The organism is Streptomyces sp. NPDC012637 (genome assembly GCF_042954805.1).
Classification (GTDB): Bacteria; Actinomycetota; Actinomycetes; order Streptomycetales; family Streptomycetaceae; genus Streptomyces.
Genome location: NZ_JBIBDS010000002.1, coordinates 554015 through 578797 on the forward strand (window position 1 = coordinate 554015; position 24783 = coordinate 578797).

The window sequence follows — 24783 nt, forward strand, 5'->3', positions numbered from 1 at the left end:
GGCGCTGCCCCACGGCCCGTCGCCCCCTGCCTCTCGGCTCCTAGCGGTAGTAGCCGACCAGGTCGGCGATCAGGTGCACGTCGCCGTTGTGGTTGTAGAAGGTGACCGATCCGTTGACGACCGGGACCACCACGAGGTTGGGCACGGTCTGGCCGGCGACGAAGTTGAGGTTCGAGGCCGCGGTCCGGGTCGTCCCGTACGGGTAGACCGAGACGAAGCTCGGCGCCGTCGGGGCCGTCGCGGTCACGTTGAGCACGACCGCCCTGACACCACTGGCCGGAACCTGATGGGCGCCCAGGAATCCCAGGGACTTGGTCGACGCGGGGCTCATGCCCGAGTAGCCGGTGCCCAGCGGGAGGTCGACGCGGGTGTCCATGACCCGGACCGGACCCACGGCGGTGAAGCGGGAGCCGTCGGCCGCCGGGTCCTCGGTGTAGTAGCCGGCGACGTCGGCGAGCAGGTCCACCGAGCCGTTGTGGTTGTACAGGTTCACCTTGCCGTCGACGAGCGGCACGGTCACCAGGTTCGGCACGGTGCGGCCGGCCGTGACGTTCAGGCTGGACGCGCTGGTGCGCTGGGTGCCCGACGGGTACACGGACACGAAGCTCGTGGCGGTCGGGTTGGTCGCGGTCACGTTCAGGACGACCGCGGTCGCGCCGCTCTGCGGCACTCCGGCCCGGCCGGCCACCTGCACGGTCACCGTACGGCCGGCGCCCACCTTCGCCTTCGGGGCGCCGAGGCCCGAGCGGGTGTCCAGGATCCGGTCCGGCGTCACGGGCCGGTACGTGGAGCCGGAGTCGCCCTCGGTGAAGTAGCCGGAGACGTCGGCGAGCAGGTCCACCGAACCGGCCCGGTTGTAGAAGGTCACCTTGCCGTCGAGCACGGGGACGACCACGGCGTTCGCGACCGTCTGCCCGGCGACGAAGTTGAGGTTGGACGCGGAGGTCCGCTCGGCGCCGGACGGGTACGCGGACACGAAGCCGGCGGCGGTCGGACCGGTCGCGGTCACGTTGAGAACCACGGCGGTGACCCCGCTCGCCGGTACCCCGCCGACGCCCGCGACCTTCAGCGAGACGGTCTGGCCGGGCCCGACCTTGGCCTTGGGCGCGCCGAGGCCGGCGCGGGTGTCGAGCAGCCGGGTCGGCGTGAGCGGCTCGTACGTGCCCGCCGGGGTCGTCACCGCGCTGCCCTCGATGCGCACCACGCCCGACTGCTGCAGGGGGGCGCCGACGCCGTCCGCGGGGGACGCGGTCATCGTCCACGTGTAGTCGCCGCTCTCGACGCCGAGACCGCGCTCGTCCCGCGCGTCCCAGTCGACCGCCACGGCACCGCCCGTCGGTCCGTCGCCGCTGCCCTGCAAGGTACGCACGAGGACACCGGTGCGCTTGTTGCGCAGAGCGACCTGCCAGGTGCCCGCGGGGCGGGAGGGCAGCCAGCGGGGCCGCCAGTGCTGCCACGCGGTGACGGTCTGCTGCGCGGCCACCGAGGACTGCACGAGGGTGAACGGCTCCGCGGCGACGCCGCTCGGCACGATGTGGATGCGCCGGTCGGCATCCACGTAGGCGAGGGGCCCGCCGAACCTGTCGACGGTCCACTCCACGCCGCGCCGGAAGTCGGCGGACGCGGGGACACTGCCGACGGTCCGGGTGACGGCGGCGCCGTCACGGAACGCGGTGAGTGCCAGCTGCCCGGCGGTCCTGTCGTGGCGCACGAGGTAGCCGTCGCCGAGGAGGGCGTCTCCGGCAGGGACCGTGACGTTCTTCCTCGCCGTGCGGTCGTACACGCCGGCCGGGCCCGTGGGCCCGCAGGACCAGTAGAGCCAGCGGCCGACGGCCTGGAGGTCCTTGGGGACGCAGGGCGCGCCCGTGTCCAGCGTGGTCTTGGCGCCGGTCTTCAGGTCGTCCGCGGACAGGACGCCCGGCGTGCCGGTCGGGGTCCAGTACGTGGTGCCCCAGACGGAAGCGGCGGTGACCGCACGGCTGCGGATCGGGTCGTGGCTGCTCGCGTCGTCGGAGAGGTCACCGACGTACTGCCGGTCGGGGTTGAGGCCGTTGACGACGGCGTAGCGTCCGGTGACGGCGACCACCTGGCCGGTCGCGGACGGCGCGCGGAAGTAGGTGACGTCCTCGCGGTCGACCGTCTCGACGAAGACCTGCCCGGACTGGCTGTCCACCCTGAGGGACCGGCCGTCGCCGGTGCTCCACGGGCCCGAACCCATGGCCCAGTCCCGGCGGACGGGCTCACCCGCACGGTATCCGTCCGGCGTGGCCGTGACCGTACGGGTGTAGACACCGGCGTTCGGGTCGCTGTCGGACTCCAGCGTCGCCAGCACGCCGTTGGCGAGCGACAGCCGGCCGACGGCGGCGGCCACGGGCGGGGCGGCGGCGAGGTCGGTCGTCCGCAGCCCGTCGGTGGACGTCTTCCGCAGGGCCCAGTGGGCGGAGTCGGCTCCGGAGGCGACGACGACGTCACCGTCGGCGCTGTTGACCATGGCCGGTCCGGCGTGCCGCGCGAGGGTGGTGGCGCGACTGCCGTCATGGGCGATGCGCTGCAGGGGGAAACCGGCGGGGTCGTCCGACAGCTGGGCGTTCGAGGCGGTCCAGGTGAGCAGGAGGTCCTGGCCGGCGGCCGCGATGACGGGCCGCGCGGAGCCGGGCGGGGTCAGCGGAACGTCCGTCGGGGTGGCGGACGGGTCGTCCCGGGGCACGGAGCTGAGGGTCTTGCCGTCCCACGTGACCCAGGCGAGGCGGTCCTGGGTGAGGACGACCTGGGTGTGCGGGGCTGTGTCCACGCGCGGCCCGCGCGTGAAGGCTCCCGTCCGCAGGTCGAACAGGCCGAGGTCGACCGTGTAGTCGCTGTCACCGGGGTAGCGCACGACCAGGGTCCGCTCGTCCGCGGCCACCTGCTCGTACAGCCGGGAAGGGACCGGTCCGGACACGTCGGCCACCGGTGTGGCGGTACCGTCGGCGGCGACCTTGAGCAGGTGGTACGCGAGGCTCCCGGCGCTGCCCGTGGTGGTCACGACCATGTCGCCGACGCGGGCCTGGACGATGTGCCCCTCGGGCAACGTGAACGTGGTCCGCTCGTCCGTGGCGAGGTCGATCCGCCGGTGCGCGCCGCCCTCCGCGTAGAGCAGTACGTCGGTACCGGCCGGCAGCCAGGTCCGGCGCGTGTCGCTGTACTCGTCGCCCTCCACCCCCGCCCCGTTGAGGTCGACCGTCCGCGTCCGGCCGTCCCACCCGGTCCACAGCAGGCCGTCGGTGCCCTCCTGGCGGTAGAGCACGCCGGACGCCCCCGCTCCCAGCGGGGCGACGGTGCGCGGCACGAACCGGTCCGCCTGGAACACCGTCTCCGCCGGCGCGGCCACCTCGGCCTGCGCTGCGCCGACCGGTCCCGCCACCAGCCCCATCAGCAGGGCCGTGCACAACCCGGCCCTCTTCCACACGTGACGACGCACCCCAAGCCCCTCCTCGAACACCTGTCTCCGCTGCCCCCCGGCACACGAGTCGGCAGACCCTAGCAACGGGACGTCGGCCCTGATGAGGCGGGGTACGAGCCGACGGGAGGCCACGGAGGGGCAGGGGCAGGCACGTACGAGCCGAGGGAGCCGGCCGGCGGCCGGGAAACGGCCTAGCCGCCGACGCGCACGACGTCGAGTTCCACTCCCGCGATGCGGCCGAGGCCGTCGAAGGAGACGACGGCCGTGCTGCCGCCCGGGAGTTCGGCGGTGATCCGGTCCGGCTCCGCGCGGTACGGGACGCCGTGGTGGTCGAAGTGGCCCTCGACGACGTGCCGGGGCGAGCGGCCGATCAGGCCGGCGCCGGTGAGCAGGACGCGGGGCAGGGTCACCGGGTCCGGGCCGGGGCGCGGGACCTGCGGGTCGTCGGGCAGGAAGTAGACCTGGGTGCCCGGGCCGGCGGGCACGCCGATGTAGCCCGCGGCCTCCGCGACGCCCATCCCGGTGAAGGCCAGCATCTCGGCCGCGCGCCGCGGGTCGGGGAAGCCGGACAGGTCCAGGACCTCCGCGGTGAGTTCGGCGATGCCGTGCGCCCGCCCGTACCGCTCGACGGCTCCGGCCAGCGCGACGACCTCGCCCCCGCGCAGCCCGGGGTTGGCCCAACCCCACATCCAGCTCTGCTCGTTCATGTCGTACGTGCCGAGGACCCCGACCCTCAGCTCGACCGGGCCCTGCCGGTAGCGGCAGGCCGCCAGGTCGGCCGCCCAGTCCCCTTCGGGCAGGAAGTCCGTCAGGGCCTCGAGCTGCGCCGCGCCCCACGCGGCGTGCCGCTCGGCCTCCAGCAGGAACGCGTCGCTGAATTCGTTGGTGATCACTCGACCGACCCTACGGGGCGTCCCGCCGCACCTCGTAGTGGAAGCAGCCGTACTCCACGGCCCGTACGTGCACGAGCGCGACGGCCGGATCGGCGAAGGCCTCCGCGAAGGCCCGGTCGAAGCCCTCGTTCGACGCCTCCGGGATCTCCAGGAGCCGCCCCCCGACGATCCGCCCCGCGGCGTCGTAACGGCGCAGGGTGCGCAGCGCGCCGGGCCGGTCGAAGGGGTACGCCTCGGGCGCGGCGGGCGGACCCGCGCACTCCTCGGCGTGGATGAAGACCGGCCCCTGCTCGTCGTACGCCCCGGGCTCGGCCCCCGTCTCGGCGGCCCACCGCCGCAACGGGGCGTACGACACGAGCGCGATCCGCTCCCCCTCGCGCGAGGAGCGCAGACAGCAGCGCAACGGATTCCCGGCGGCCTCGGCGTCCGCCGTGAAAGGCCGGCACGCGCGGCCCGCGTCGTCGGTACGGCGGAGTTCGGCCAGGGCGGCGGGCGGGATGGCGCGTGGGGTGTAGGTCGTCGTGGTCATGCGCCCACCTTCACGCGGGCGCGGGACGCATGCTGGCGCTATTCGGACGCGAAGCTCACGAACCCGGCCCAGGCGCCGGGCCCGAAGGCGAGGCGCGGGCCTTCGGTGTCCTTGGAGTCGCGGACGTGGACGGTGCCGGGGGTGGCGGCGACCTCGACGCAGTCGTTGCCGTTGCTGCTGTCGCTGTAGCTGCTTTTGAACCAGTCCAGCTCGGGCTTGCCGATCATGTCTCTCCCAGCAGTTGCTCGATGAAGTCCCGTGACTCCCCAGGAGTGAGGGCCTTGGATCGGATGATGCCATAGCGCAGCTCCAAGATCCGGAGTCGCTTGAGGTCATCAACCGGGCGCCCGCCGAACTCTCCGTCGGTGCGCCCGACGGCGCTGCCGTCCTCGAACTTCAGCAGCGCAATCCGCCCCGCCGTCCCGGGGTGATCAGCGCGCTCCGTCGGCATCACCTGGATCTCGACGTTGGGCAACTCTCCCACCTCCAGAAGATGTTCGAGCTGGCGACGCAGCACCATTTTGCCCCCGATAGGCTGTTTGAGCGTCGCTTCTTCCTGGACGAAACTGAACTCGGGTCCGGGGGTCTTCTCGAGGACCGCCCGACGCTTCACCCTTGCGGCCACGTACCGCTCCAGCTCGTCCGGCTCGTACGCCGGACGCCAGGTTCGCAGCAGCGCCCGCGAGAACTCCTCGGTCTGCAGGAGACCGTGGATGTTGAAGTTGGAGTACATACAGAACTCGACGGCCCGGTCCTCCAACTTCGCCAGGCTCCGCACCTTCTTCGGGTAGCGGACCTCCTCGATGTCCTTCTTCATGGCCGAGATCAGCCCACCCGCCCCCAGCACCCCGTCCGCCTTGTCCAGGTACTCCGGGCGCGGAATCCGGGCACCCCGCTCGACTTTCCGGATCAAGTCCTCGCCGTAACCGATCCGCGCCCCGAAATCGACCGCGCTCAGCCCCTTCGCCTCGCGCCACAGCCTGATCTGGCGGCCCACCGCCGCGACCACGGCCGCGCCCGACTCGTCGCCGGGCTCCACCTCCCAGCCCGCGTCCTCTGTCCCCGTACCGTCAGCTTCGTTCACGCTCATGCGCGCCCACCTCCTTCGGGCAGAGCCCTTCCCGGAGCGTCGCGCGGGACAGTCGGGACACGGCCGGACAGTCCCGGGACAGTAACCGTACGTAAGGGCATGTTCGATGGGCAGCGTAAGCAGGCACGACCACGCTGGGTGACATGAATCAGGAACCCACCCAACTCTTGGCGTCCGTACGCCAATTCGGAATCCAGCTCTCCGCCACGCCCAGGGGTGCTCGGCTCGCTCGGCTGCTGGCCGTCGAGCAGCTGCGCTCCTGGGGGCTGGACGCGGCTTCGGGACCGGCGGCCCAGATCGTGGCCGAACTGGCCGCCAACGCCGTGACGCACGGCCGCGTGCCCGGCCGGGACTTCACTGTCGGGCTCTTCGCCGCCGAGGACCGTCTGCGCATCGAGGTCACGGACACGCGGGGCGACCGGCTCCCCGCCGTCGCGGCCGGTTACGGGCTGCCGCTCGTCGAGGCGCTGTCGCTGAGCTGGGGCGTCCGGCGGGGGCCGGTACCCCGGAAGACGGTCTGGGCCGAGCTGCCCTTGCCCGGAGCGGCGGCGTCGCGGCCGACCGCGACGCAGGTGCTCGCGACGCGGTGGCCCACGCCGTAAAAGACCCAAGTACCAGGGAAATCACCGATCCCTCCCCTCCAGCCTCCCCGCGTCCGGCACGTCACTCACTCGGGTGATTGGTACCAACTGGGCTGGATTTCATGCCGGTTGCCTGGCATATGCTCTCGCCACAACCCCCAGACATGCGTCGGCCCCCGGCCGGGACTAGCGATCCCGATCGAGGGCCTGACCACCGAGGAAGAAGCACCTTCCCGATGGCTTCCAATCACCCTAGCGTGCCCCCGCACACCTCCGGGCTCGTTCACGACAACGTCCGGCTCACGACCCACTACACGGTCGTCGGCAACCAGCTCGCCCAGAACCACAGGCTCTCGCTGGTCGCGAGGGGGCTGGCCCTCTACCTCCAGTCGCTGCCCGCCGGAGCCTCCGTGGGCATCAAGGCCATCGCCGCCGAAGTGCCCGAGAGCGAGCTGCGCATCGCACGCGCCATGCGGGAGCTGGAAGCGCACGGCTACCTGGCCCGTTTCCGGGAGCGCCTCCCCGACGGCCGGATCGTGCCGCGCACGGTCTCGTACAACCGCCCGAGGGCTGAGCGGACCCCCTCACCTGAGACACCCGCCCCCAAGACGCCCACTCCCGAGACGCCCACTCCTGAGACGCCCGCCCCGGAGACGCCCGCCCCGGAGACGCCGGTGGAACCTCCTCCCCCACCCAGGCCTCCCCGGCGCCCCGGCAACCCGCAGCCTCCACCGCCCGCCCCGGTCCCGGAACAGCACCGCCCCGCCGCGGACCTGCTCGCGCGGCTTCGTCTCCACAGCCCCCGGCTCCTCCTCGCCGGACGCGACATCCGGCGCCTCGCCCCGGCCGTCACCACCTGGCTCGAACGCGGAGCCCACCCCGACGCCATCCTGCGCACCCTCTCGGCGGGCCTCCCCGACGACCTCGTCCACCCCGCGGGCCTCGTCGCCCACCGCCTCGCCGCACTCCTGCCGCCGCCCCTCGCCGCCGGCCCCCCGGCCCCGGACCCCTTCCAGACCTGCGACACCTGCGACCTCGCCTTCCGCTCCCCGACACCGGGCGAGTGCGGGAAGTGCCAGGCCACGACCAGAGAGGCCGCTTAGCATGAAGCTGATGACTCGGGCCCCAGGGCACACACGAGGAGCCAGCGCGATGACGGCCGCATCCCCGCTCTACCTGACCATGCGCGACGCCCTGGAGCGCCTGGACGACACGGTCCCAGGCAAGTTCGAGATCACCAGTGAAGGAATCGTTCACGACATGATGGCCCCGAGTCGCCCACACGAGTTGACCGTGTTGCAGCTGCGTCGGCGCCTCGAGAAGGGGATGCCGGAAGAGCTCGTGGCCCATACGGGAGAGCCCGACGTCGAGAGCGAGCCGCAAGGCGTCATGCGCCATCCCGACATCATGGTGATCTCCATGGCGGACATGGAGGGCGAAGGCTCCTTCGACCCCCGTACGCTCATCGCCGCCATCGAAGTCGTCTCGCGTTCCAACCCGGACAACGACTGGGTCGGCAAGCTGCGCGACTACCCCCTCCTCGGCATCCCCGTATACGCGATCTTCGACCCCCGCACCGGCACCGGCGCCGTCTTCACCGACATCCACCCCACCCCCGACGGCCCGCGCTACGCGACCCGCAAGGACTTCTTCTACGGCGAGGACGTCACCATCGCCGACTGGACCGTCTCCACCGCCGACCTGCCCCGCTATCCGTAGGTCCTGGCATCGCCGCATGGCAACCTTCGTGCATCTGACCCCGGCCGTCCACGCCGCCCGCATCCGGCGCGGCGGGATCAAGGCGCTCGGGGACGGACGCGGGCGCGGGCGCGGGCGCGGGGTGTATCTGTTCCCCGTGCTGCCCTCGTACGCGCTGACGCACCAGTGGTTGCGCGAGCTGGCCCGGCGGCCCGGGCCGCGCGGGATCGTGGCCGTGCACGTGCGGCTGCCGGACGGCGAGACGGTGAGCGTCGGGCGGTACGGGCAGCGGGAGCCGGAGGTGACGACGGCGGCGGGGGCCGTGCGGCGGATCGGGGAACTCGACGACCCGCGCGGGTGGGAGGTGTTCCTGCCCCGGGCGGTCGCGCGCGGCGAGATCCGGCACGTCCGGGCGGTACGGCAGGTCAACGGCTGGCGGTACCGGCCCGACGCCCACGGCACCGCACCCTGCGTCTGCGACGCCTGTCAGCTGCCCGGCGAGTACGGCTCGCGGCGGCTGCGGGAGCGTCACGCGGATCCCGAGTACGGCCCCGCGCCGGCCGCCCGTCTGCTGCTCACCCGCCTCGACCGGGCCGAACTCGGCGGCGATGACCGTGAGTTGTGCGAGACGCTGCGCTGGTACAGGCTGCGCCGGCGCGGGCCCGTAGCGCGGCTCGCCCGGCTGGCCGGGCATCCGGACCCCGAGGTGCGGCAGCGGCTCGCCCGAGCGGTGGCGCGCTGGTCCACGCCCGGAGTGGACGCCCTGCTGCGGGAGCTGGCGGGCCACGCCGAAGCGCCCGTACGCCACGCCGTGGCCGAGAGCATCGCGTACCGCGACACCCCCGGCGCCGACGCCCTCCTGCTCGAACTGGCCGGCGACCCCGACCCCGCCGTGCGCGACGCCGTGGTCGAGGGACTGGTCCACCGCGAGACGCCCGCGGCCGACGCCCTCCTGACGGCCCTCGCGGACGACCCGGACGAGCGGGTGCGCGAGTCGGTGGCCCTGCTGTGGGACGAGGAACCGAGCCCTAGGCCGCTTCTTCCGGACCCGGCCGAGATCCGGAAGAGACGGCCTGGGAGCGTGCCCGGTGCGCCTCGCCGACGATCGGGGCGTCAGGCATCGATCAGCCGCCACGCCGTCAGCGCAAGCCGCGCCCTCGTCAGGCCCGTCGGGGCCGTGAGGTCCAGGCCGAGCATCCGCGACAGGTGGTCGAGGCGGCGCGAGACGCTGCTGTGGTGGAGGTGGAGCAGGTCGGCGGCGCGGCGGAGCGAGCCGGTGGCGCAGTAGGCGTCCAGGGTCTCCAGGTCCTCCGCGTTCGCCCCCTCGGCGAACCGGGCCAGGGCCGCCACGTCGGGGTTGGCCCTGGCGACCGCTTCCGGGAGCTCGGCGAGCAGCGCCAGGGCGCCCAACTCCGCGTAGTGGACGACGGGTTCGCGGGGGGACGTGAAGCGCAGTGCGGTACGGGCGCGGTGCCATGCCGTGTCGAGCGCCTCGTGCCCACCGGACGCGGTGCCGGTCGCGGTGCCGGCCGCGGAGCCGGCCGCGCCGGACGCGGAGCCGGACGCGGGGTTCGTACGCCCCGTCTCCCCCGTCCCGGCGACGGCGAGCCCCGCCCGTACCCCGTCGGGGAACGCACCGCTGTCCACGGCGGTGGCGAGCAGCACGCCGATCCCCTCGCACGGCGCGGCGAGCGTCGCCGCCTTCACCAGGCCGCCCGGGCAGACGTGCGCGCCGACCCGGTCGAGCGGTACGGCCGAGCGCACCGCGACGACGTGCAGCGGTGCCCCGGCGGCGAAGCCGAGCAGTCGCAGCGCGCGGGCCCGGGCCACCTCGTCCGTTCCGGCGCCGACGGCCAGTTCGACGAGGGCCGGGTCGGCCATGGTCGTGCGGGCCGGGCCGTAGCGTTCGACGGCCGCCGCTACGGCGATCGCGAGCCGGTCGAGCAGGACCTCGTCGAGCGGGTTCGGCGGGCCGGACCGCTCAAGCCACACCGCGCCGATCTCCTCCTCGTCGAGCGTGACCGGCACCGTCGTCGACGCGGGCGGCTCCGGGTCGGCCGTCTCCGTGCCCAGCGGAGACACGCGGACGGCCCGGCCGGTGCCGTGCAGCCGGATCCCGGTGACGCACTCCGCGAGACCGGCCGAGGCGCGGGCGAGCGCCGGGATGTCGACGCGGCGGCGCATCAGCGTGTCGTAGAACGCGACGATGCGGATCGCGCCGCCGACGTACGGATCGAGTCCCGACAACCGCAGGGCCAGTGCCTCCATGCCCCGAAGGATAGAAGGCCGGGCGGCGCGGCGGCCCGCGCCGATCGGTGCGCGATCGGGGCCGGAAGCGCGACGGACGGCGGCTGATCCGCCGGACGCCGGCCGCAAGGATGGCCGTCATGGATCCCGAACTCGAAGCATTCGTCCCGCTGTTCCCCCAGGCCGACTTCGCCGACCCGGTCGGCTCCCGCAAGCTCTTCGCCGAGCTCTCCGCCTCGGTCCCGGTGCCGGACACCTCCGGCATGGAGGTCGAGGACCTCGCGGCGCCCGCCACCGCCTCCGCGAACGCGCAGGACGCACCGAACGCGCCGGACGTGCCCGTACGCGTCTACCGGCCGCATGGCGCGCGGGCCGCCGTCGTCTGGCTGCACGGAGGCGGACACGTCATGGGAGACGTGCGTAGCGAACATCCGTGGGCGACCCGGCTCGCCGCCACCTCCGGCGCGGTGGTGCTCTCGGTCGGCTACCGGCTGTCGCCCGAGAACCCCTTCCCCGCCGCCCTGGACGACGCCTACGCCGTCCTCACCTGGGCGGCGGCGAACGCCGCCCGGCTCGGCGTCGACCCGGCGCGGATCGCGGTCGCCGGCCACAGCGCCGGCGGCGGGATCGCGGCGGCGCTGGCCCTGCGGGCGCGGGACGAGGCAGGCCCCGCGATCCGCTTCCAGCTGCTCAACCAGCCGCAGCTCGACGACCGGCAGGAGACCTGGTCGCAGCGGAACTTCACCGACACGCCGTGGGTGGACCGGGACAAGGTCGCGGCGTCGTGGCGGCACTACCTCGGCGGACGGCCCGCCGGCCCGTACGCCGCGCCGGCCCGCGCCGAGGACCTGACCGGCCTCCCACCCGCGTACATCGCGACGGCGGAGCTCTGCCCCAACCGCGACGAGGACATCGACTATGCCCTGCGGCTGCTCCGGGCCGGCGTGTCGGTCGAGCTGCACCAGTGGCCCGGCACCTTCCACGGCTCGCAGGCGATCGTCTCCGCCGACGTCTCGCAGCGGCAGAACGCCGAGCTCGGCGCCGTGCTGCGACGCGCCCTGGCCGACTGAGGCAGGCGGTACCGAACGCCCGGCAGCAGGCACAACCCGCACGCCCGGCGGCAAGCACCAAGCACTCAGCACCGCACAGCCGACACCAAGCACTCAGGCCTGGCACGCAGCACCGGCACCGGCACCGGCACCCAGCACCCACGCACGAGAGGACCGACCCATGAAACTGCGCCTGACACTCCTCGGGCTCGCCGCGTTCAGCCTGATGGCGGCGAGCACCACTCCCGCCGCCGCGGCCGACGCGCCCGGAACGGCCGGCACGGCCGACACGGCCCCCGCCCCCACTCCCGGGCTCGACCCCGTCGCGCTCCAGGCCGCCCTGGACGGCCTGCACGCCGCCGGCATGCCCGGCGCCTTCGCCGAGGTGCGGGACGCGGGGCGCACCTGGCGGGGCGCCGCCGGGGTCGCCGACCTGGAGACGGAGCGCCCGGTCCGGCCCGACCTGCTGCAACGGGTCGGCAGCATCACCAAGGTCTTCACCGCCGCCGCCGTGCTCCAGCAGGTCGAGCGGGGGCGGGTGCGGCTCGACGCGCCGGTCGGGGACTACCTGCCCGACCTGGTGCCGGGCGAGCGCGGCCGGGTGGTCACGGTGCGGATGCTGCTCAACCACACCAGCGGATTCGCCGAGTACATCCCGTACGCCTTCCCGTCCATATCCGGCGCCGACGGGCCGATCTCCTCGAAGAGCCTCGACGAGAACCGCTTCACGCGGTTCCGGGTGCCGGAACTGATCGCTCTCGGTCTCGCGGCGCCGGCGTCGGCCGAGCCGGGCGCGCTCCCCGGCGTCTACTCGAACACCAACTACCTCCTGCTCGGCGAGCTGTTGGAACGGGTGACGGGCGTGCCGGCGGAGGAGTACATCACCCGGAACGTCATCGGGCGGGCCGGGCTGCGGCACACCTTCTTCCCCACCGGGCCGCGGATCGAGGGCCCGCACTCGAAGATGTACGAGGCGCTGTGGGGCACGCTCGAACCGCCGCGCGACTACAGCGTCTACACCATGTCGTGGGACATGGCCGGGGGCGGCCTGGTGTCCTCGATGGAGGACCTGAACCGCTTCTACCGGGCGCTGCTCGGCGGCCGGATCATCGCTCCGGCCTCGCTGGCGCAGATGCAGCGGACGGTGCCGGTGATCGCCCTGGACGGGTCGACGATCTCGTACGGCCTGGGGCTGCAGAAGGTCGACGTGCCGGACTGTGGCACCTTCTGGGGCAACGAGGGCACGGTCTGGGGCGCCGGGACGATCTCCATGACCCGAGCGGACGGCAGGCGCCAGATGTCCATCGCCGTCAACCTCCAGAGGTGGAGCCGGCCTCATCCTCTCGACGACGCGATGTCGACGCTGCGACAGCGTGCGCTCGGATGTTCGGTGAGCGAACACCCGTGACCGGTTTCTGCTCTTGACGGGAAGTCAAACTCTCACTGAACATTCGTCACACACAGCGCAGCCGCACACGCTTCACTCATGCTCGAACAGCTCCAACGCCTCGCGCCACCCACGGCGCGAGGCGTCTCGCACGTTCCGTCCCATCCCCAGTTCGGAATCCGGAGCCCCCACATGAAACTCTCCGCGAGACTGTCCACGAGACTGTCGGCCCTGGTCGGCGCCTCGGCACTCGTCCTCGGCGCCTTCGCCGGCGCCGCCCCGGCCACCGCCGCGCCGGGCACCGCCGCCGTCACGCCGCCCGACATATCGGTGACCAACGTCAAGCAGCACCTGGCCGACCTCCAGACCATCGCCACGAACAACGGCGGCAACCGCGCCCATGGCCGTACGGGCTACAAGGCCTCCATCGACTTCGTGAAGGCCAAGCTGGACGCGGCCGGATACACCACCACGGTCCAGCAGTTCACGTACAACGGCTCCACCGGCTACAACCTGATCGCCGACTGGCCGGGCGGCGACCCGAACCAGGTGATCATGTCCGGCTCGCACCTGGACTCGGTCACCTCGGGGCCCGGCATCAACGACAACGGCTCGGGCTCCGCGGCCATCCTGGAGACCGCGCTGGCCGTCTCCCGCGCCCAGTTCCAGCCCACCAAGCACCTCCGGTTCGGCTGGTGGGGCGCGGAGGAGCTGGGCCTGGTCGGCTCGAAGTACTACGCCAACAACCTGCCCAGCACCGAGCGTTCGAAGATCAAGGGCTACCTGAACTTCGACATGATCGGCTCGCCGAACCCGGGCTACTTCGTCTACGACGACGACCCGACGATCGAGCAGACCTTCAAGAACTACTTCGCGGGCATCGGCGTCCCGACGGAGATCGAGACCGAGGGCGACGGCCGCTCCGACCACGCCTCGTTCAAGAACGTGGGCGTCCCCGTCGGCGGCCTGTTCACCGGCGCCAGCCGGGTGAAGACCTCAGCCCAGGTGCAGAAGTGGGGCGGTACGGCCACGGCCTTCGACCGCTGCTACCACTCCTCGTGCGACACCACGGCGAACATCAACGACACCGCCCTGGACCGCAACGCCGACGCCATCGCGTACGCGGTCTGGAACCTGTCGAGCGGCACGACCACCCCGCCGACCGGCACGGTCTTCGAGAACACCGCCGACGTGTCCATCCCGGACAACAGCACCGCGGTGACCTCGTCCGTGACCGTCTCCGGCATCACGGGCAACGCGCCGAGCAACCTCTCCGTCGGCGTGGACATCGTCCACACCTACGTCGGTGACCTCGTCGTCGACCTCATCGCCCCCGACGGCTCGGTCTACAACCTGCACAACCGGTCCGGCGGCAGCGCCGACAACATCAACCAGACCTACACCGTGAACGCCTCCTCCGAGGTCGCCAACGGCGTCTGGAAGCTCCGGGCCCAGGACAAGGCCGCGATCGACACGGGCTACATCAGCGGCTTCAAGCTGACGTTCCCGTAGGCCGGAGGGCCCCGAGGCCGGAAGCGCCGAGGCCGGAGGCCCGCGGTCCGTGGTCCGCGATGCGAGGCCAAAGGCCCGCGGCCCGCGATCCGGGGCCGCGGTCCGAGGGCCGAGGACCAAGGGCCGAGGGCCGAGGGCCGAGGCCCCGGTCCGGAGAAAGAAACTCCCGGGTGGGTCGGTGACCAACGCCCCGACCCACCCGGGGTCCCAACCCTCCGCCAGGTACGACTACTTGGCGGAGTTCGCCGCATTCACGAGCGCGTCCGGCGTGACGGCGCCGACGTAGACCTTGCCGTCGTCCGTCATCAGCGCGTTGACGATCTTCGTCTTGAAGACGGTGCCGGAGCCGAACTTGCCGCTCACCTTGTCGCCGAGGGCGTCCAGGAAGCCCTGGACCTCCTTCGGCGCCTCGCCCGTCTTGGGCGCGGGGGCGCCGGTGTCGAGCTGCGCGATGGTGGTCCAGCCCTCGCCGATGATGTTCGGGCCGCCCTTCCCGCCTTCCTCCAGGCCGCCGAACAGCCCGCCGAGGCCGCCCTTGCCGAAGTCCTTGCCGAACTCCTCCTCGGCGTCCTTCCCCGCCTCGTCCGCCGCGCCCTCGGTGACCTTCGCGCCCTTCGGCGCCTTGAAGTCGAAGGTGCCGGCGGCCGGCTTGGCGAAGTCCACCTTGGTGAAGCCCGCGTCGACGACCGGCTTGCCGCCGCTGACGGAGTCGAGGGTGAACTTCAGCGGCGTACCGGTGGACGCGTCCACCGCGATCTTGACCGACTCGACCGTGGAACCGGACTGCTTGGGCTTGATCACCAGCTGGTAGGCGTCCCGGCCGGCCACCTTGGCCGTACCGCCGACGGTGATCGAGGTCGTGTCGCCGGCCGCCTTCAGGACCTCGTCGGCGAGCTCCTTCGGGGTGGCGGGCAGCTTCTCGTCGTGCTCGCCCCCCTTGCCGTGCCCGCCGTTGGCGCCCTTCTCGTGGAAGACCTCGTTCGACTTGCTGTCGTACGCCCAGAGGTCGTCGCCGTTGTGGACCAGGCTGTACTCGTCCGAGCCGTCGAGCAGCGTCAGCTTCTGCCGGTCCGGGCCGTCGGCCGCGACCCGCAGCGTGTGCGAGCCGGACACCAGCTGGGTCAGCCGCTCCGACGGGTCCGCGGAACCGGAGCCGGAGCCGCCGGGCGCCGACGGGATCAGCCCCGCGAAGGACGGCAGCCCCAGGTCGGTGCTGATCCTGAACGTGCCGGACAGGGTCTGCGTGTCCGAGGCGGCGATCTTCTCGATGAGCTGCTGCGCGGTGATGTCCGGCAGATCCGGGTCACCCGACGCGGCGAGCGCCGGCACCAGCCCGATGGTCGCCGCGGCCACCCCGGCCACCGCGACCGGGACGACGTAACGGCTCGCCTTGCGCTGTCCTGCCATGTCTGCGTTCCCTCCGTGCCCTCGTGGACCCTTCTTGATGACTCCATCCCACCAGGACGACGGCCCGGAATCGTCAGCCCGCGGGCTCAACCTCGCGTACACCTACGGGATGACCCACCCCTAGGGCCCCTCACCCGCACGGGGGCCGGCAGAGATCCGCCCCTTTCCTCCCGCTCGCCCCGCTCGTCTCTCGCACCCCTCGCACCTCTCGCACCCCTCGCACCTCTCGCACCTCTCGCACCTCTCGCACCTCTCGCACCTCTCGCACCTCTCGCACCTCAACCCGCTACGCGATGCGCCGTAATCGTGCGAGGAAATTCCCACCCGACAAACCGAAATCACAACCGATCAATTCACCTGGTCGCCGCGAGCGCCTGCGACCGAATCGGATCGTTCCGGCCCTAACTTCTTCGATGCTCCCCACCATCGTTGACCGAGGAGACCCTCAGTGATCGGATCGGTACGGTCCTGCAATACCCCAGGGCGCCGCACGAAGAAGTCAGTCATCCGCGCGCTGGCGACAGCGGCCGTCCTGGCGGCCGCCGTGGCCCCGGCGATCCCGGCATCGAGCGCACCGCTGCCCGGCACGATCAGCCTGGACGGCAGCAACTTCGAGATCGAGAAGAACGCCAACATCATCGTGGACCACGGTGGCGACGACTGGGCGAGCATTCCGCAGGGCACCGGCGACAACCAGGAGCACCGCAAGGACGACCTGCTGTCCGGCCCGAGCGACAACTCGTTCGCCGAGGGCACCAAGGAGAACGACACCGCCGCCCCGAAGATCGGCACCGGCTCGATCCCGAACAACAAGAGCGACCTCAAGACGTTCGGCGTCTACACCGAGAAGACCGCCGCGGACCGCAATTTCCTGAACCTCTTCTGGACCCGTGTGCAGGACCCGACGGGCTCCACGAACATGGACTTCGAGTTCAACCAGAGCGCGACGCTCTCCTCGAACGGCGTCACCCCGGTCCGCACGGCGGGCGACCTGCTGATCGGGTACGACCTGCCCCAGTCCAGCGTGAACAACCCCGACCCCACCCTGGACCTGTCCCTGCGCAGGTGGACGGGCTCCCAGTGGGGTCCGCCGCAGATCCTGTCGCAGCAGGGCGACGCCACCGGCGGGATCAACACCACCGCGATCACCGCCGCCAACGCCGACGGTCTGGGCGCGCTCAGCGTGCGCACCTTCGGTGAGGCCCAGCTCGACCTGGACGAGATCCTCGGTTCCGGGTCGACCTGCACCACCTTCGGGTCGGCGTACCTGAAGAGCCGCGCCTCCCAGTCGTTCAGCTCCGTGCTGAAGGACTTCATCGCCCCGCAGTCGGTCCAGGTGAGCAACTGCGGCAGCGTCACGATCACCAAGGAGGACGACAACGGCGCTCCGCTCGCGGGCGCCGAGTTCACCCTCTTCCAGGACGGCCAGGCGACCACCTTCACCTGTACGACCAACGCCCAGGGCATCTGCGGCCCCATCACCAACGTGCCGGCCGGCGACTACGTCGTCCGCGAGACCGACACCCCCGACGGCTACGAGCCGGCGCCCGACGAGGCCATCACTGTCGAGGCCGGCGAGACGGTCACGGTCGGTCCGCTGGTCGACACCAGGCAGACGGGCGCGATCAAGGTCACGAAGGTCCGCAAGATCGCGGGCAGCGGCAACGACTCCTCCCAGCCGCACGAGGGGGTGACGTTCCAGGTCCTCGGCACCACCAAGTCCGGCGTGACCGCGATCGACGCCATGGGCGACGCCACGGTCTGCTTCGACGGCCTGCCCGTGGGCACCAGTTACACGGTGCACGAGGTCGTTCCCGCCGGCTACCGTGGCGAGGCCGACAAGATCGTCCCCGTGACCCGGGCGGCGAGCTGCACGGACCAGTCCTTCCAGGGCAGCACCGTCACCTTCCGGAACACCCCGCTGACGAACCTCACGCTCACCGCCACGCCGCAGGACCCCGGGGCCACGGCGTCCGAGTTCACCTGCACCAACGGCGGAACGCTGACGCCCACCTCCACCACGACGACCTCGGCGACGTTCAACGGCCTGGTGCCCGGTACGTACACCTGCACGGTGGTCATCGACCCGTGATCCCGTCCAGCACCACCTGAACCACCACTGACACCCGAAGGGGCTCCCCGCAAGAGCGGGGAGCCCCTTCGTCGCGTTCCTGCGGCCGAGTAACCGGCCGTGACGCACGGCCCGGGATCACCCCGCCCGGTGCACCACCGCGTCGCACAGCTCCTCCAGGGCCGCCTTCGCGTAGCCCTCCGGGAGCGGGGCCAGCATCGCGCGGGCCTCCTCCGCGTAGCGGACCGTCTCGCGGCGGGCCTGCTCCAGGGCGGGGTGGGCGCGGAGGCGGCGGAGGGCCTCGGCGTGGCGGGTGTCGTCGGTGAGGTCGCCGTCGACGAGGGCGAGGAGTTCGAGGTCCTCGGGGCGGCCGTGGGCGGCCGCGGCGGCGCGCAGGTGGAGCACCGGCAGGGTGGGGACGCCCTCGCGGAGGTCGGTGCCGGGCGTCTTGCCGGACTCGTGGGAGTCGGAGGCGATGTCGAGGACGTCGTCGGCGAGCTGGAAGGCGACGCCGAGCCGCTCGCCGTACTGGGTGAGGATGTCGACGGTGCCCTCGTCGGCGCCGGACATCATCGCGCCGAAGCGGCAGGAGACGGCGACGAGCGAGCCGGTCTTGCCGCCGAGGACGTCGAGGTAGTGCGCGATCGGGTCGCGGCCCTCCTGCGGTCCGGCGGTCTCCAGGATCTGGCCGGTGACGAGCCGTTCGAACGCCTCGGACTGGATGCGTACGGCCTCGGGTCCGAGGTCCGCGAGCGTGTGCGAGGCCCGGGCGAAGAGGAAGTCACCCGTGAGGACGGCGAGCGAGTTGCCCCAGCGGCTGTTCGCGCTGGCGACACCGCGCCGTACGGCCGCCTCGTCCATGACGTCGTCGTGGTACAGCGTGGCGAGGTGGGTGAGCTCGACGACGACGGCCGAGGGCACGACGCCCGGCGCGTAGGGGTCGCCGAACTGCGCCGCGAGCATCACGAGCAGCGGCCGGAACCGCTTGCCGCCGGCCAGCACGAGGTGCTGCGCGGCCTCCGTGATGAACGGGACATCGCTCTTGGTGGCGTCGAGGAGGCCCGCCTCCACGGCGGCCAAACCGGTCTGGACATCGGCTTCGAGAGCCTGGTCCCGCACGCTAAGACCGAACGGCCCGACGACGGTCACGAGGGGATCTCCTGTCTGCTGACGCCTACTGACGCTGACCTTGACGCTGTACTTCACGATGTCCGGACCGCACGCCGACGGCCTGCCGTCCGGCCTGCCGATCGACTCGTCGACGACCCGCCGACGACCCGGCCACGAGCAGTCGATGCCTCGGATTGTCGATGTGTCGGTCCATTCGCTCAAGCCAGCGTATCCGGTCACGTTTCGATCACCGTGGGCGCCTTCCCGTCACCCCCGGTATGTTCGTGATCAGCTCATACGACCAGGAGTAGGCGTTTTGTCCCGAACAGCGATCGACACCGGCCCGAACGGCGGGCCCGGCGACGGCGCGCAGCCGCCGCCCGGGGACGACCGCGCCTTCCCCGGCTCGTACCCCGCGGTGCTCCGGGGCGGGATCCCGATCGCCGGCCACCACTACGCCATGGCGGTGCCGGCCCAGGCCGCGCCCCGGGCCGGCCCCGGCCCACTCCCGTACGTGGCCGGCCGCCGCCACCTGGACGGGCGCAAGCACGCCGCCACGCTCAGGCATGCCGCCGGGCGCGGGCACGCCGCCACACTCGGGCACGCCGCCACGCTCGGGCATGCCGCCGAGTCCGCCCTCGCGCCGGACGCGACGCGCCGCGTGATCGCCCCGGCGCCCCGGCAAAGCCGCACCATGCACCCCGTCCCCAGAGGTACCGCCGCGAGGTGTCCGGAACCATGAAGACCACGAAGATCCGTACCGACTTCCCGTACGGGACCCGTCACGAGGACATCCGCATCCCGATGCCCGACGGCACGAGGCTCTACGCCCGTGTGTGGCGGCCGGTCACCGACGAGCCCGTACCCGCCCTGCTCGAATACCTCCCCCACCGCCTGACCGACTGGACCGCGCCCCGCGATTGGCAGCGCCACCCCTGGTACGCGGGCCACGGCTACGCCTCCGTACGGGTGGACGTGCGCGGCCACGGCAACAGCGAGGGGCTCCCCGGCGACGAGTACGACGCGACCGAGCTGGCCGACGGCGTGGCCGTCGTGCACTGGCTCGCCGAGCAGCCCTGGTGCACCGGCAGGGTCGGCATGTTCGGCATCTCCTGGGGCGGCACCAACAGCCTCCAGATCGCCGCGCTCGCGCCCGAGCCGCTGAAGGCGGTCGTCACGGTCTGCTCGACGGACGACCGCTACGACAACGACGTCCACTACATGGGCGGCTCCGTCCTCGCCGTCGACATGCACGCCTGGGCCGCCACCATGCTCGCCTTCGTGTCCCGGCCGCCGGACCCGCGGTACGTGGGCGATGAATGGCGCGAGATGTGGCTGAAGCGGCTGGAGGCCGTGGCGCCCTTCACCCACACGTGGCTCGCCCACCAGACCCGCGACGACTACTGGAAGCACGGCAGCGTCTGCGAGGACTACGCCTCGATCCGCTCGGCCGTCCTCGCCGTGGGCGGCTGGCACGACCCGTACCGGGACACCGTCCTCCGGCTCGTCGAACACCTCCCCCAGGACCGCGTCCGCGGCATCGTCGGCCCCTGGCCGCACCAGTACCCCGACCGCGGGCTGCCCCCGGGCCCGGCGATCGGCTTCCTCCAGGAGACCCTGCGCTGGTGGGACCACCACCTCAAGGGCGTCGAGAACGACGTGATGGCCGAGCCGCTGCTGCGCTCCTGGATCAGCGGCTCGCACCCGCCGGCGACGGTGTACGGGGAGCTGCCGGGCCGCTGGGTCACCGACCCGGCCTGGCCGTCGCCGAACGTCACTCCGGTGACGTACGGCTTCCAGGGCGACCCGGTGGAGGTGGCCTCGCCCCAGCAGACGGGCCTCGACGCGGGCCGCTTCCTCCCCTTCGGCAACGACGCCGACCTGCCGCCGGACCAGCGCGAGGAGGACGCCCACTCGGCATGCTTCGACTTCCCGGTGCCGGAGGCCCCGGAGGGCGGCGGCCCGATCGAGATCCTCGGCCGCCCGTCCGTCCGTCTCCGTCTGATGACGCCCGCACCCACCGGCCAGGTCATCGCCCGGCTCTGCGACATCGCGCCGGACGGCTCGTCCACCCTGGTCACCCGCGGCGTGCTGAACCTCTCCGCCCGTTACGGCCGGGACCGGGCGGTCGAGGCCCAGATCGGCGAGTGGGAGTCGTACGACCTCCGGCTGAACGGCATCGGCCACACCTTCCCGCCCGGCCACCGGGTCCGCCTCGCCGTCTCCTCCACGTACTGGCCGTGGATCTGGCCCCAGCCGGACGCCGCCGGCTTCACCCTCGACCCGACGGGCTCGTCCCTCACTCTCCCTGTCCGCGCCCGCACGGCCGACGCCGTCGAGTTCGGGGAACCCGAGCACGCCGAGCCGCTGGGCGTCACCTTCCCGCGCACCCTGGACGAGCCGCGCCCGGAGCGGGTGGTCGTCCGCGACGTGGCGAAGGGCGAGTGGCGCCTGGAGGTCGACCCGCGCTACGGCGGCACCCGGGTGTACCCGGACGGCCTGGAGTACACCGAGGACGCGCTGGACACCTACACGATCGCCGAGTCCGGCCCGCTGACGGCCCGCACCCGCTCGGACTGGACGATCCGCCTCCACCGCCCGGAACTGGCGTGGGACGTCCGCATCGAGACCCACTCGGAGATCACCTGCGACGCGGACGCGTTCTTCACGTCGGACGAGGTGGTCTGCCGGGAGGGCGGAGAGGTCGTCTTCCACCGCACGTGGGAGAAACGCATCCCGCGCACGGCGGGCTGATTCCCCGGGGAAATGGAAAAGGGCCCCTCCCGGAATCCGGGAGGGGCCCTTTCACCGTTTGCGTACGGGTTACGCGTCGGCGCCGGCCTTACGGCGACGCACGACCACCATCGCACCGGCACCGAGCACCACGGCCGCGCCGCCCGCGAGGGCGATCGGCATCGTGGAGGAGCCGGCACCAGTGTTGGCGAGCGTGCCGCCGGTGGTGCCGGTGGTCACCGGCGTGGTGGACGAGCCGCCCTGCTGGGTGGTGTTGCCGTTGCCACCGGTGGAGCCGGTGCCCGGCTTGGTGGGCTTGACGACGGCAAAGCCGGCGTAGGTGCCCTGCTCGGTCCAGCCGCAGGAGCCGTCCTCGTTGACGTAGCCGGCGCCCGCGGACACGGCACCGTCACCTGCGGGCGCCCCGGCGTCGACCGTGACCTTCAGCTTGAAGTCGAAGGACTTGCCCGGCTTGAGCGCGGAGGTGGAGAACATGTCCTCCTCCTCGATCGGCTGCCACTTCGGGTCGGTGGTGGAGGACCAGGACACGTGCAGGAACTTGTCGAGGCCGATGTGCTCGTACATGTACGCCTCGGCGGACCCATCCACCGACTCGATCTCGGTGTTGCCCTTGTTGGTGACGCGGAAGGTGAAGACACCGCTCTGACCGGCGGTGATCTCCTTCGGACCGGTCAGGGAGCCGATGAGGCCCTTGTCGGCCTCGCACTCTTCGCCCGGCTCCTCTTCCTCCTCCGCCAGCGCCTCGGCCAGCGCTGACTTCGCCGCGTCCAGCTCCTTGGCGGCCTTCTCCTTGGCGACCCGGGCCTTCTCGGCCTCACGGGCGCGCGCGACGCTCTCGTCGCCCAGGGCCTCCTTGGCCGCGGCCGCCTCCTTGGCCTTGGTCTCGGCGTTGGTCTTGGCGGTGGCGGCGGTGGCCTTCGCGTCGGCGACGGCCTTCTCGGCGAGGGCCTTCTCGTCCGCGGTGGCGTCCGGCTTGGCCTGGATCTCCACCAGCGCCTTCTCGGCGTCGGCCAGCTTGGCGTCCGCCACGTTCTTCTCGGCAAGGGCGAGCTCGGACGCCTTCTTGGCGTCGGCGGCCGCCTTGTTCAGCGGGTTGTCGGCCTTCTCCAGCGCGGCCAGGGCCTCCTCGGCCTTCGCGTGGGCGACGACGGCGGCCTCGTACGCGGTCTGCGCCTTGACGACGGCCTCGCGCAGCTCCTTGATCGTCTGCTTCTGGTCCTGCGTCTGCGTCGCCGGCTTGTCCTCGGCGAACGCGGGCGCGGCGGAAAGGAACATGACCGGCGTGGTCACCGCGGCGGCCACGGCCGTCGCGAGAATTCGGCGGATCTTCAAGATGGACCTTTTTCTGGTCGAACGAAGATGAAAGAAACGGAGTTGTGTGGGTCGCGCGCCTGCGGATACCTCACGCGGTGCGACGACGAGCTGATCGTATGACCGGAATAAGCCGCTGGAATAGCGGTATTGACGAGTCCGCGACAGGCTCGTCGGCGCACAGCGCACCCACAGGCGCCACAAAGCCCGCGAACCCGGACAGTTGCCCACGGAGGCCGCACTTTCTGTGTGACACATGTCATCAGCGCCTTGGCGCACGCCCCGTAACGTGTCCCCCACACACCTGGAAAGCGAGGCAAGCACCGATGCCCGAGCACAGCCCGCTCGACCTGCCCGAGGGCGACCCCTTCGGCCCGCACAACCTTCCGTACGGCGTCTTCTCCACCGCCGACGAGCCCGACCGCCGCCGGCTCGGCGTCCGGATCGGCGGGTACGTGCTCGACGCGGGGGCCGCGGCGCACGCCCTGGGGTCGCCGTACGCCGCGCTGCTCGCGCAGCCCAGCCTCAACCCGCTGCTCGCCGCCGGCCGCACCGCCTGGCGTGACGTGCGCCGGGCGCTCACCGGCTGGGTGACCGTGCCCGCGCACCGGCCCGTCGTGGAGCCGCTGCTGCACGAGCTGGACGCCGTCACGCTGCACCTGCCGTACGAGGTCGCCGACTACGTCGACTTCTACGCGAGCGAGCACCACGCCACCAACGTCGGCAAGATCTTCCGTCCGGACGGCGACGCGCTCACCCCGAACTGGAAGCACCTGCCGATCGGCTACCACGGCCGCGCCGGCACCGTCGTGGTCTCCGGGACCGACGTCGTGCGCCCGGCCGGCCAGCGCAAGGCCCCGGCCGACCCGGCGCCCGTCTTCGGGCCCTCGGTCAAGCTCGACATCGAGGCCGAGGTCGGCTTCCTCGTCGGCACGCCGTCCGAGCTCGGCCGACCGGTCGCCCTCGGCGACTTCCGCGAGCACGTCTTCGGTCTGACCCTGCTCAACGACTGGTCGGCGCGCGACATCCAGGCCTGGGAGTACGTGCCGCTCGGCCCGTTCCTCGGCAAGTCCTTCCAGACCTCCGTCTCGGCCTGGGTCACCCCGCTCGAGGCCCTGGACGCGGCCCGGGTCGCGCCGCCCGCCCGCGACTTCGCGCTCCAGCCGTACCTGGACGACTCCGCCGAGGAGGAGCCCGGCGGCTTCGACCTGCGCATCAGCGTCGCCATCAACGGCGAGGTCGTGGCCGAGCCGCCGTTCGCCTCCATGTACTGGACGGCGGCCCAGCAGCTCGCCCACATGACCGTGAACGGCGCCTCGCTGCGCACCGGCGACCTCTACGGCTCCGGCACGGTCTCCGGCCCCGAGGTCGCCCAGCGCGGCTCGCTCCTGGAGCTGACCTGGAACGGCCGCGACGCGCTCGAGCTCGCCGACGGCAAGCGGACCTTCCTGGAGGACGGCGACGAGGTCACCCTGACCGCCTGGGCCCCGGGCCCGGACGGCACCCGCGTCGCCCTCGGCGAGGTCACGGGACGCATCGCGCCGAACCCCGCCGTCTAGGCCGTTTCCTTCGGATCGCGGCGCGGACCCGGCCAAGATCCGGAAGTGACGGCCCAGGCCGCTCCTGCCATGTGTGCCTCGCCGTGGGGCACACATGGCACCGGCGGTGGGACGTCATCCGCACCACGCCGCCGTCGCGCCCGGTC

At 72.2% G+C, this 24783-nt stretch carries 19 protein-coding genes and 1 pseudogene; 11 read left to right on the forward strand and 9 right to left on the reverse strand.

All coding sequences use genetic code 11. The features are described 5' to 3' along the window. Nucleotides 1–40: 40 nt before the first annotated feature. The 5 genes from ACFY8W_RS10700 to ACFY8W_RS10720 form a co-directional block, all read right to left on the reverse strand. Nucleotides 41–3457, reverse strand: coding sequence for a hypothetical protein (locus ACFY8W_RS10700; RefSeq protein ID WP_391102850.1), 3417 nt, complete (start codon nt 3455–3457; stop codon nt 41–43). 173 nt (nt 3458–3630) lie between these two features. Next, entirely contained in the window at nt 3631–4332 is a 702-nt protein-coding gene (locus tag ACFY8W_RS10705) for a DUF6882 domain-containing protein (RefSeq protein ID WP_391102852.1), read from the reverse strand. A gap of 10 nt (nt 4333–4342) precedes the next feature. Next, entirely contained in the window at nt 4343–4861 is a 519-nt protein-coding gene (locus tag ACFY8W_RS10710; protein ID WP_391102854.1) for a DUF1203 domain-containing protein, read from the reverse strand. Nucleotides 4862–4899: 38 nt separating this feature from the next. Next, nucleotides 4900–5088, reverse strand: a complete 189-nt coding sequence (locus ACFY8W_RS10715) for a DUF397 domain-containing protein (RefSeq protein ID WP_391102856.1) — start codon at nt 5086–5088, stop codon at nt 4900–4902. Next, nucleotides 5085–5951 carry a Scr1 family TA system antitoxin-like transcriptional regulator gene (locus tag ACFY8W_RS10720; RefSeq protein ID WP_391102859.1) on the reverse strand — a complete coding sequence of 289 codons (867 nt, stop codon included), beginning with the start codon at nt 5949–5951 and terminating at the stop codon, nt 5085–5087. Before ACFY8W_RS10720 ends, ACFY8W_RS10715 begins: the two co-directional genes overlap by 4 nt. Nucleotides 5952–6094: 143 nt before the next feature. On the opposite strand from ACFY8W_RS10720, the gene ACFY8W_RS10725 reads away from it, so the two are divergent. The 4 genes and pseudogenes from ACFY8W_RS10725 to ACFY8W_RS10740 all read left to right on the forward strand — a co-directional run. Continuing rightward, nucleotides 6095–6553 (forward strand): ATP-binding protein, encoded by a 459-nt coding sequence (locus ACFY8W_RS10725; RefSeq protein WP_391102863.1) that lies wholly within the window; start codon nt 6095–6097, stop codon nt 6551–6553. A gap of 215 nt (nt 6554–6768) precedes the next feature. After that, on the forward strand, nt 6769–7635 hold the full coding sequence (locus tag ACFY8W_RS10730) for a helix-turn-helix domain-containing protein (protein WP_391102866.1): 867 nt from the start codon (nt 6769–6771) through the stop codon (nt 7633–7635). A gap of 10 nt (nt 7636–7645) precedes the next feature. Beyond that, entirely contained in the window at nt 7646–8251 is a 606-nt protein-coding gene (locus tag ACFY8W_RS10735) for a Uma2 family endonuclease (protein ID WP_391102869.1), read from the forward strand. A gap of 16 nt (nt 8252–8267) precedes the next feature. Beyond that, nucleotides 8268–9221, forward strand: a pseudogene (locus ACFY8W_RS10740) (HEAT repeat domain-containing protein); the annotation flags it as partial. Nucleotides 9222–9343: 122 nt separating this feature from the next. Here ACFY8W_RS10740 and ACFY8W_RS10745 read toward each other — a convergent pair. Continuing rightward, nucleotides 9344–10498: a helix-turn-helix domain-containing protein gene (locus ACFY8W_RS10745; RefSeq protein WP_391102871.1), complete on the reverse strand. Its 1155-nt coding sequence runs from the start codon at nt 10496–10498 to the stop codon at nt 9344–9346. A gap of 119 nt (nt 10499–10617) precedes the next feature. On the opposite strand from ACFY8W_RS10745, the gene ACFY8W_RS10750 reads away from it, so the two are divergent. From ACFY8W_RS10750 to ACFY8W_RS10760, 3 genes are all read left to right on the forward strand, one after another. Further along, nucleotides 10618–11547, forward strand: coding sequence for an alpha/beta hydrolase fold domain-containing protein (locus ACFY8W_RS10750; protein WP_391102873.1), 930 nt, complete (start codon nt 10618–10620; stop codon nt 11545–11547). A 160-nt stretch (nt 11548–11707) separates the two neighbouring features. After that, on the forward strand, nt 11708–12934 hold the full coding sequence (locus ACFY8W_RS10755) for a serine hydrolase (protein WP_391102876.1): 1227 nt from the start codon (nt 11708–11710) through the stop codon (nt 12932–12934). A gap of 171 nt (nt 12935–13105) precedes the next feature. Next, entirely contained in the window at nt 13106–14425 is a 1320-nt protein-coding gene (locus ACFY8W_RS10760) for a M28 family peptidase (RefSeq protein ID WP_391102878.1), read from the forward strand. Nucleotides 14426–14653: 228 nt separating this feature from the next. Here the strand turns inward: ACFY8W_RS10760 and ACFY8W_RS10765 are convergent, their stop codons facing one another. Then, entirely contained in the window at nt 14654–15832 is a 1179-nt protein-coding gene (locus tag ACFY8W_RS10765; RefSeq protein ID WP_391102880.1) for an outer membrane lipoprotein carrier protein LolA, read from the reverse strand. Nucleotides 15833–16280: 448 nt separating this feature from the next. Between ACFY8W_RS10765 and ACFY8W_RS10770 the strand changes: the two genes are divergently transcribed. After that, nucleotides 16281–17924, forward strand: coding sequence for a SpaA isopeptide-forming pilin-related protein (locus ACFY8W_RS10770; protein ID WP_391102883.1), 1644 nt, complete (start codon nt 16281–16283; stop codon nt 17922–17924). 117 nt (nt 17925–18041) lie between these two features. On the opposite strand, the gene ACFY8W_RS10775 is transcribed toward ACFY8W_RS10770, so the two are convergent. Then, nucleotides 18042–19052: a polyprenyl synthetase family protein gene (locus ACFY8W_RS10775; protein ID WP_391102885.1), complete on the reverse strand. Its 1011-nt coding sequence runs from the start codon at nt 19050–19052 to the stop codon at nt 18042–18044. A gap of 277 nt (nt 19053–19329) precedes the next feature. Between ACFY8W_RS10775 and ACFY8W_RS10780 the strand changes: the two genes are divergently transcribed. Together ACFY8W_RS10780 and ACFY8W_RS10785 are read left to right on the forward strand one after the other, a co-directional pair. Then, nucleotides 19330–19755, forward strand: a complete 426-nt coding sequence (locus tag ACFY8W_RS10780) for a hypothetical protein (protein ID WP_391102888.1) — start codon at nt 19330–19332, stop codon at nt 19753–19755. After that, nucleotides 19752–21767 (forward strand): CocE/NonD family hydrolase, encoded by a 2016-nt coding sequence (locus ACFY8W_RS10785; RefSeq protein WP_391102890.1) that lies wholly within the window; start codon nt 19752–19754, stop codon nt 21765–21767. The genes ACFY8W_RS10780 and ACFY8W_RS10785 overlap by 4 nt, the downstream gene beginning before the upstream one ends. Before the next feature lie 69 nt (nt 21768–21836). Here the strand turns inward: ACFY8W_RS10785 and ACFY8W_RS10790 are convergent, their stop codons facing one another. After that, the gene (locus tag ACFY8W_RS10790) at nt 21837–23099 is read right to left on the reverse strand and encodes an LPXTG cell wall anchor domain-containing protein (RefSeq protein WP_391102892.1); all 1263 of its coding nucleotides are present in this window, start codon (nt 23097–23099) and stop codon (nt 21837–21839) included. Nucleotides 23100–23404: 305 nt separating this feature from the next. Between ACFY8W_RS10790 and fahA the strand changes: the two genes are divergently transcribed. Then, nucleotides 23405–24637 carry a fumarylacetoacetase gene (gene fahA / locus ACFY8W_RS10795; RefSeq protein WP_391102894.1) on the forward strand — a complete coding sequence of 411 codons (1233 nt, stop codon included), beginning with the start codon at nt 23405–23407 and terminating at the stop codon, nt 24635–24637. The last annotated feature ends 146 nt before the right edge of the window (nt 24638–24783 follow it).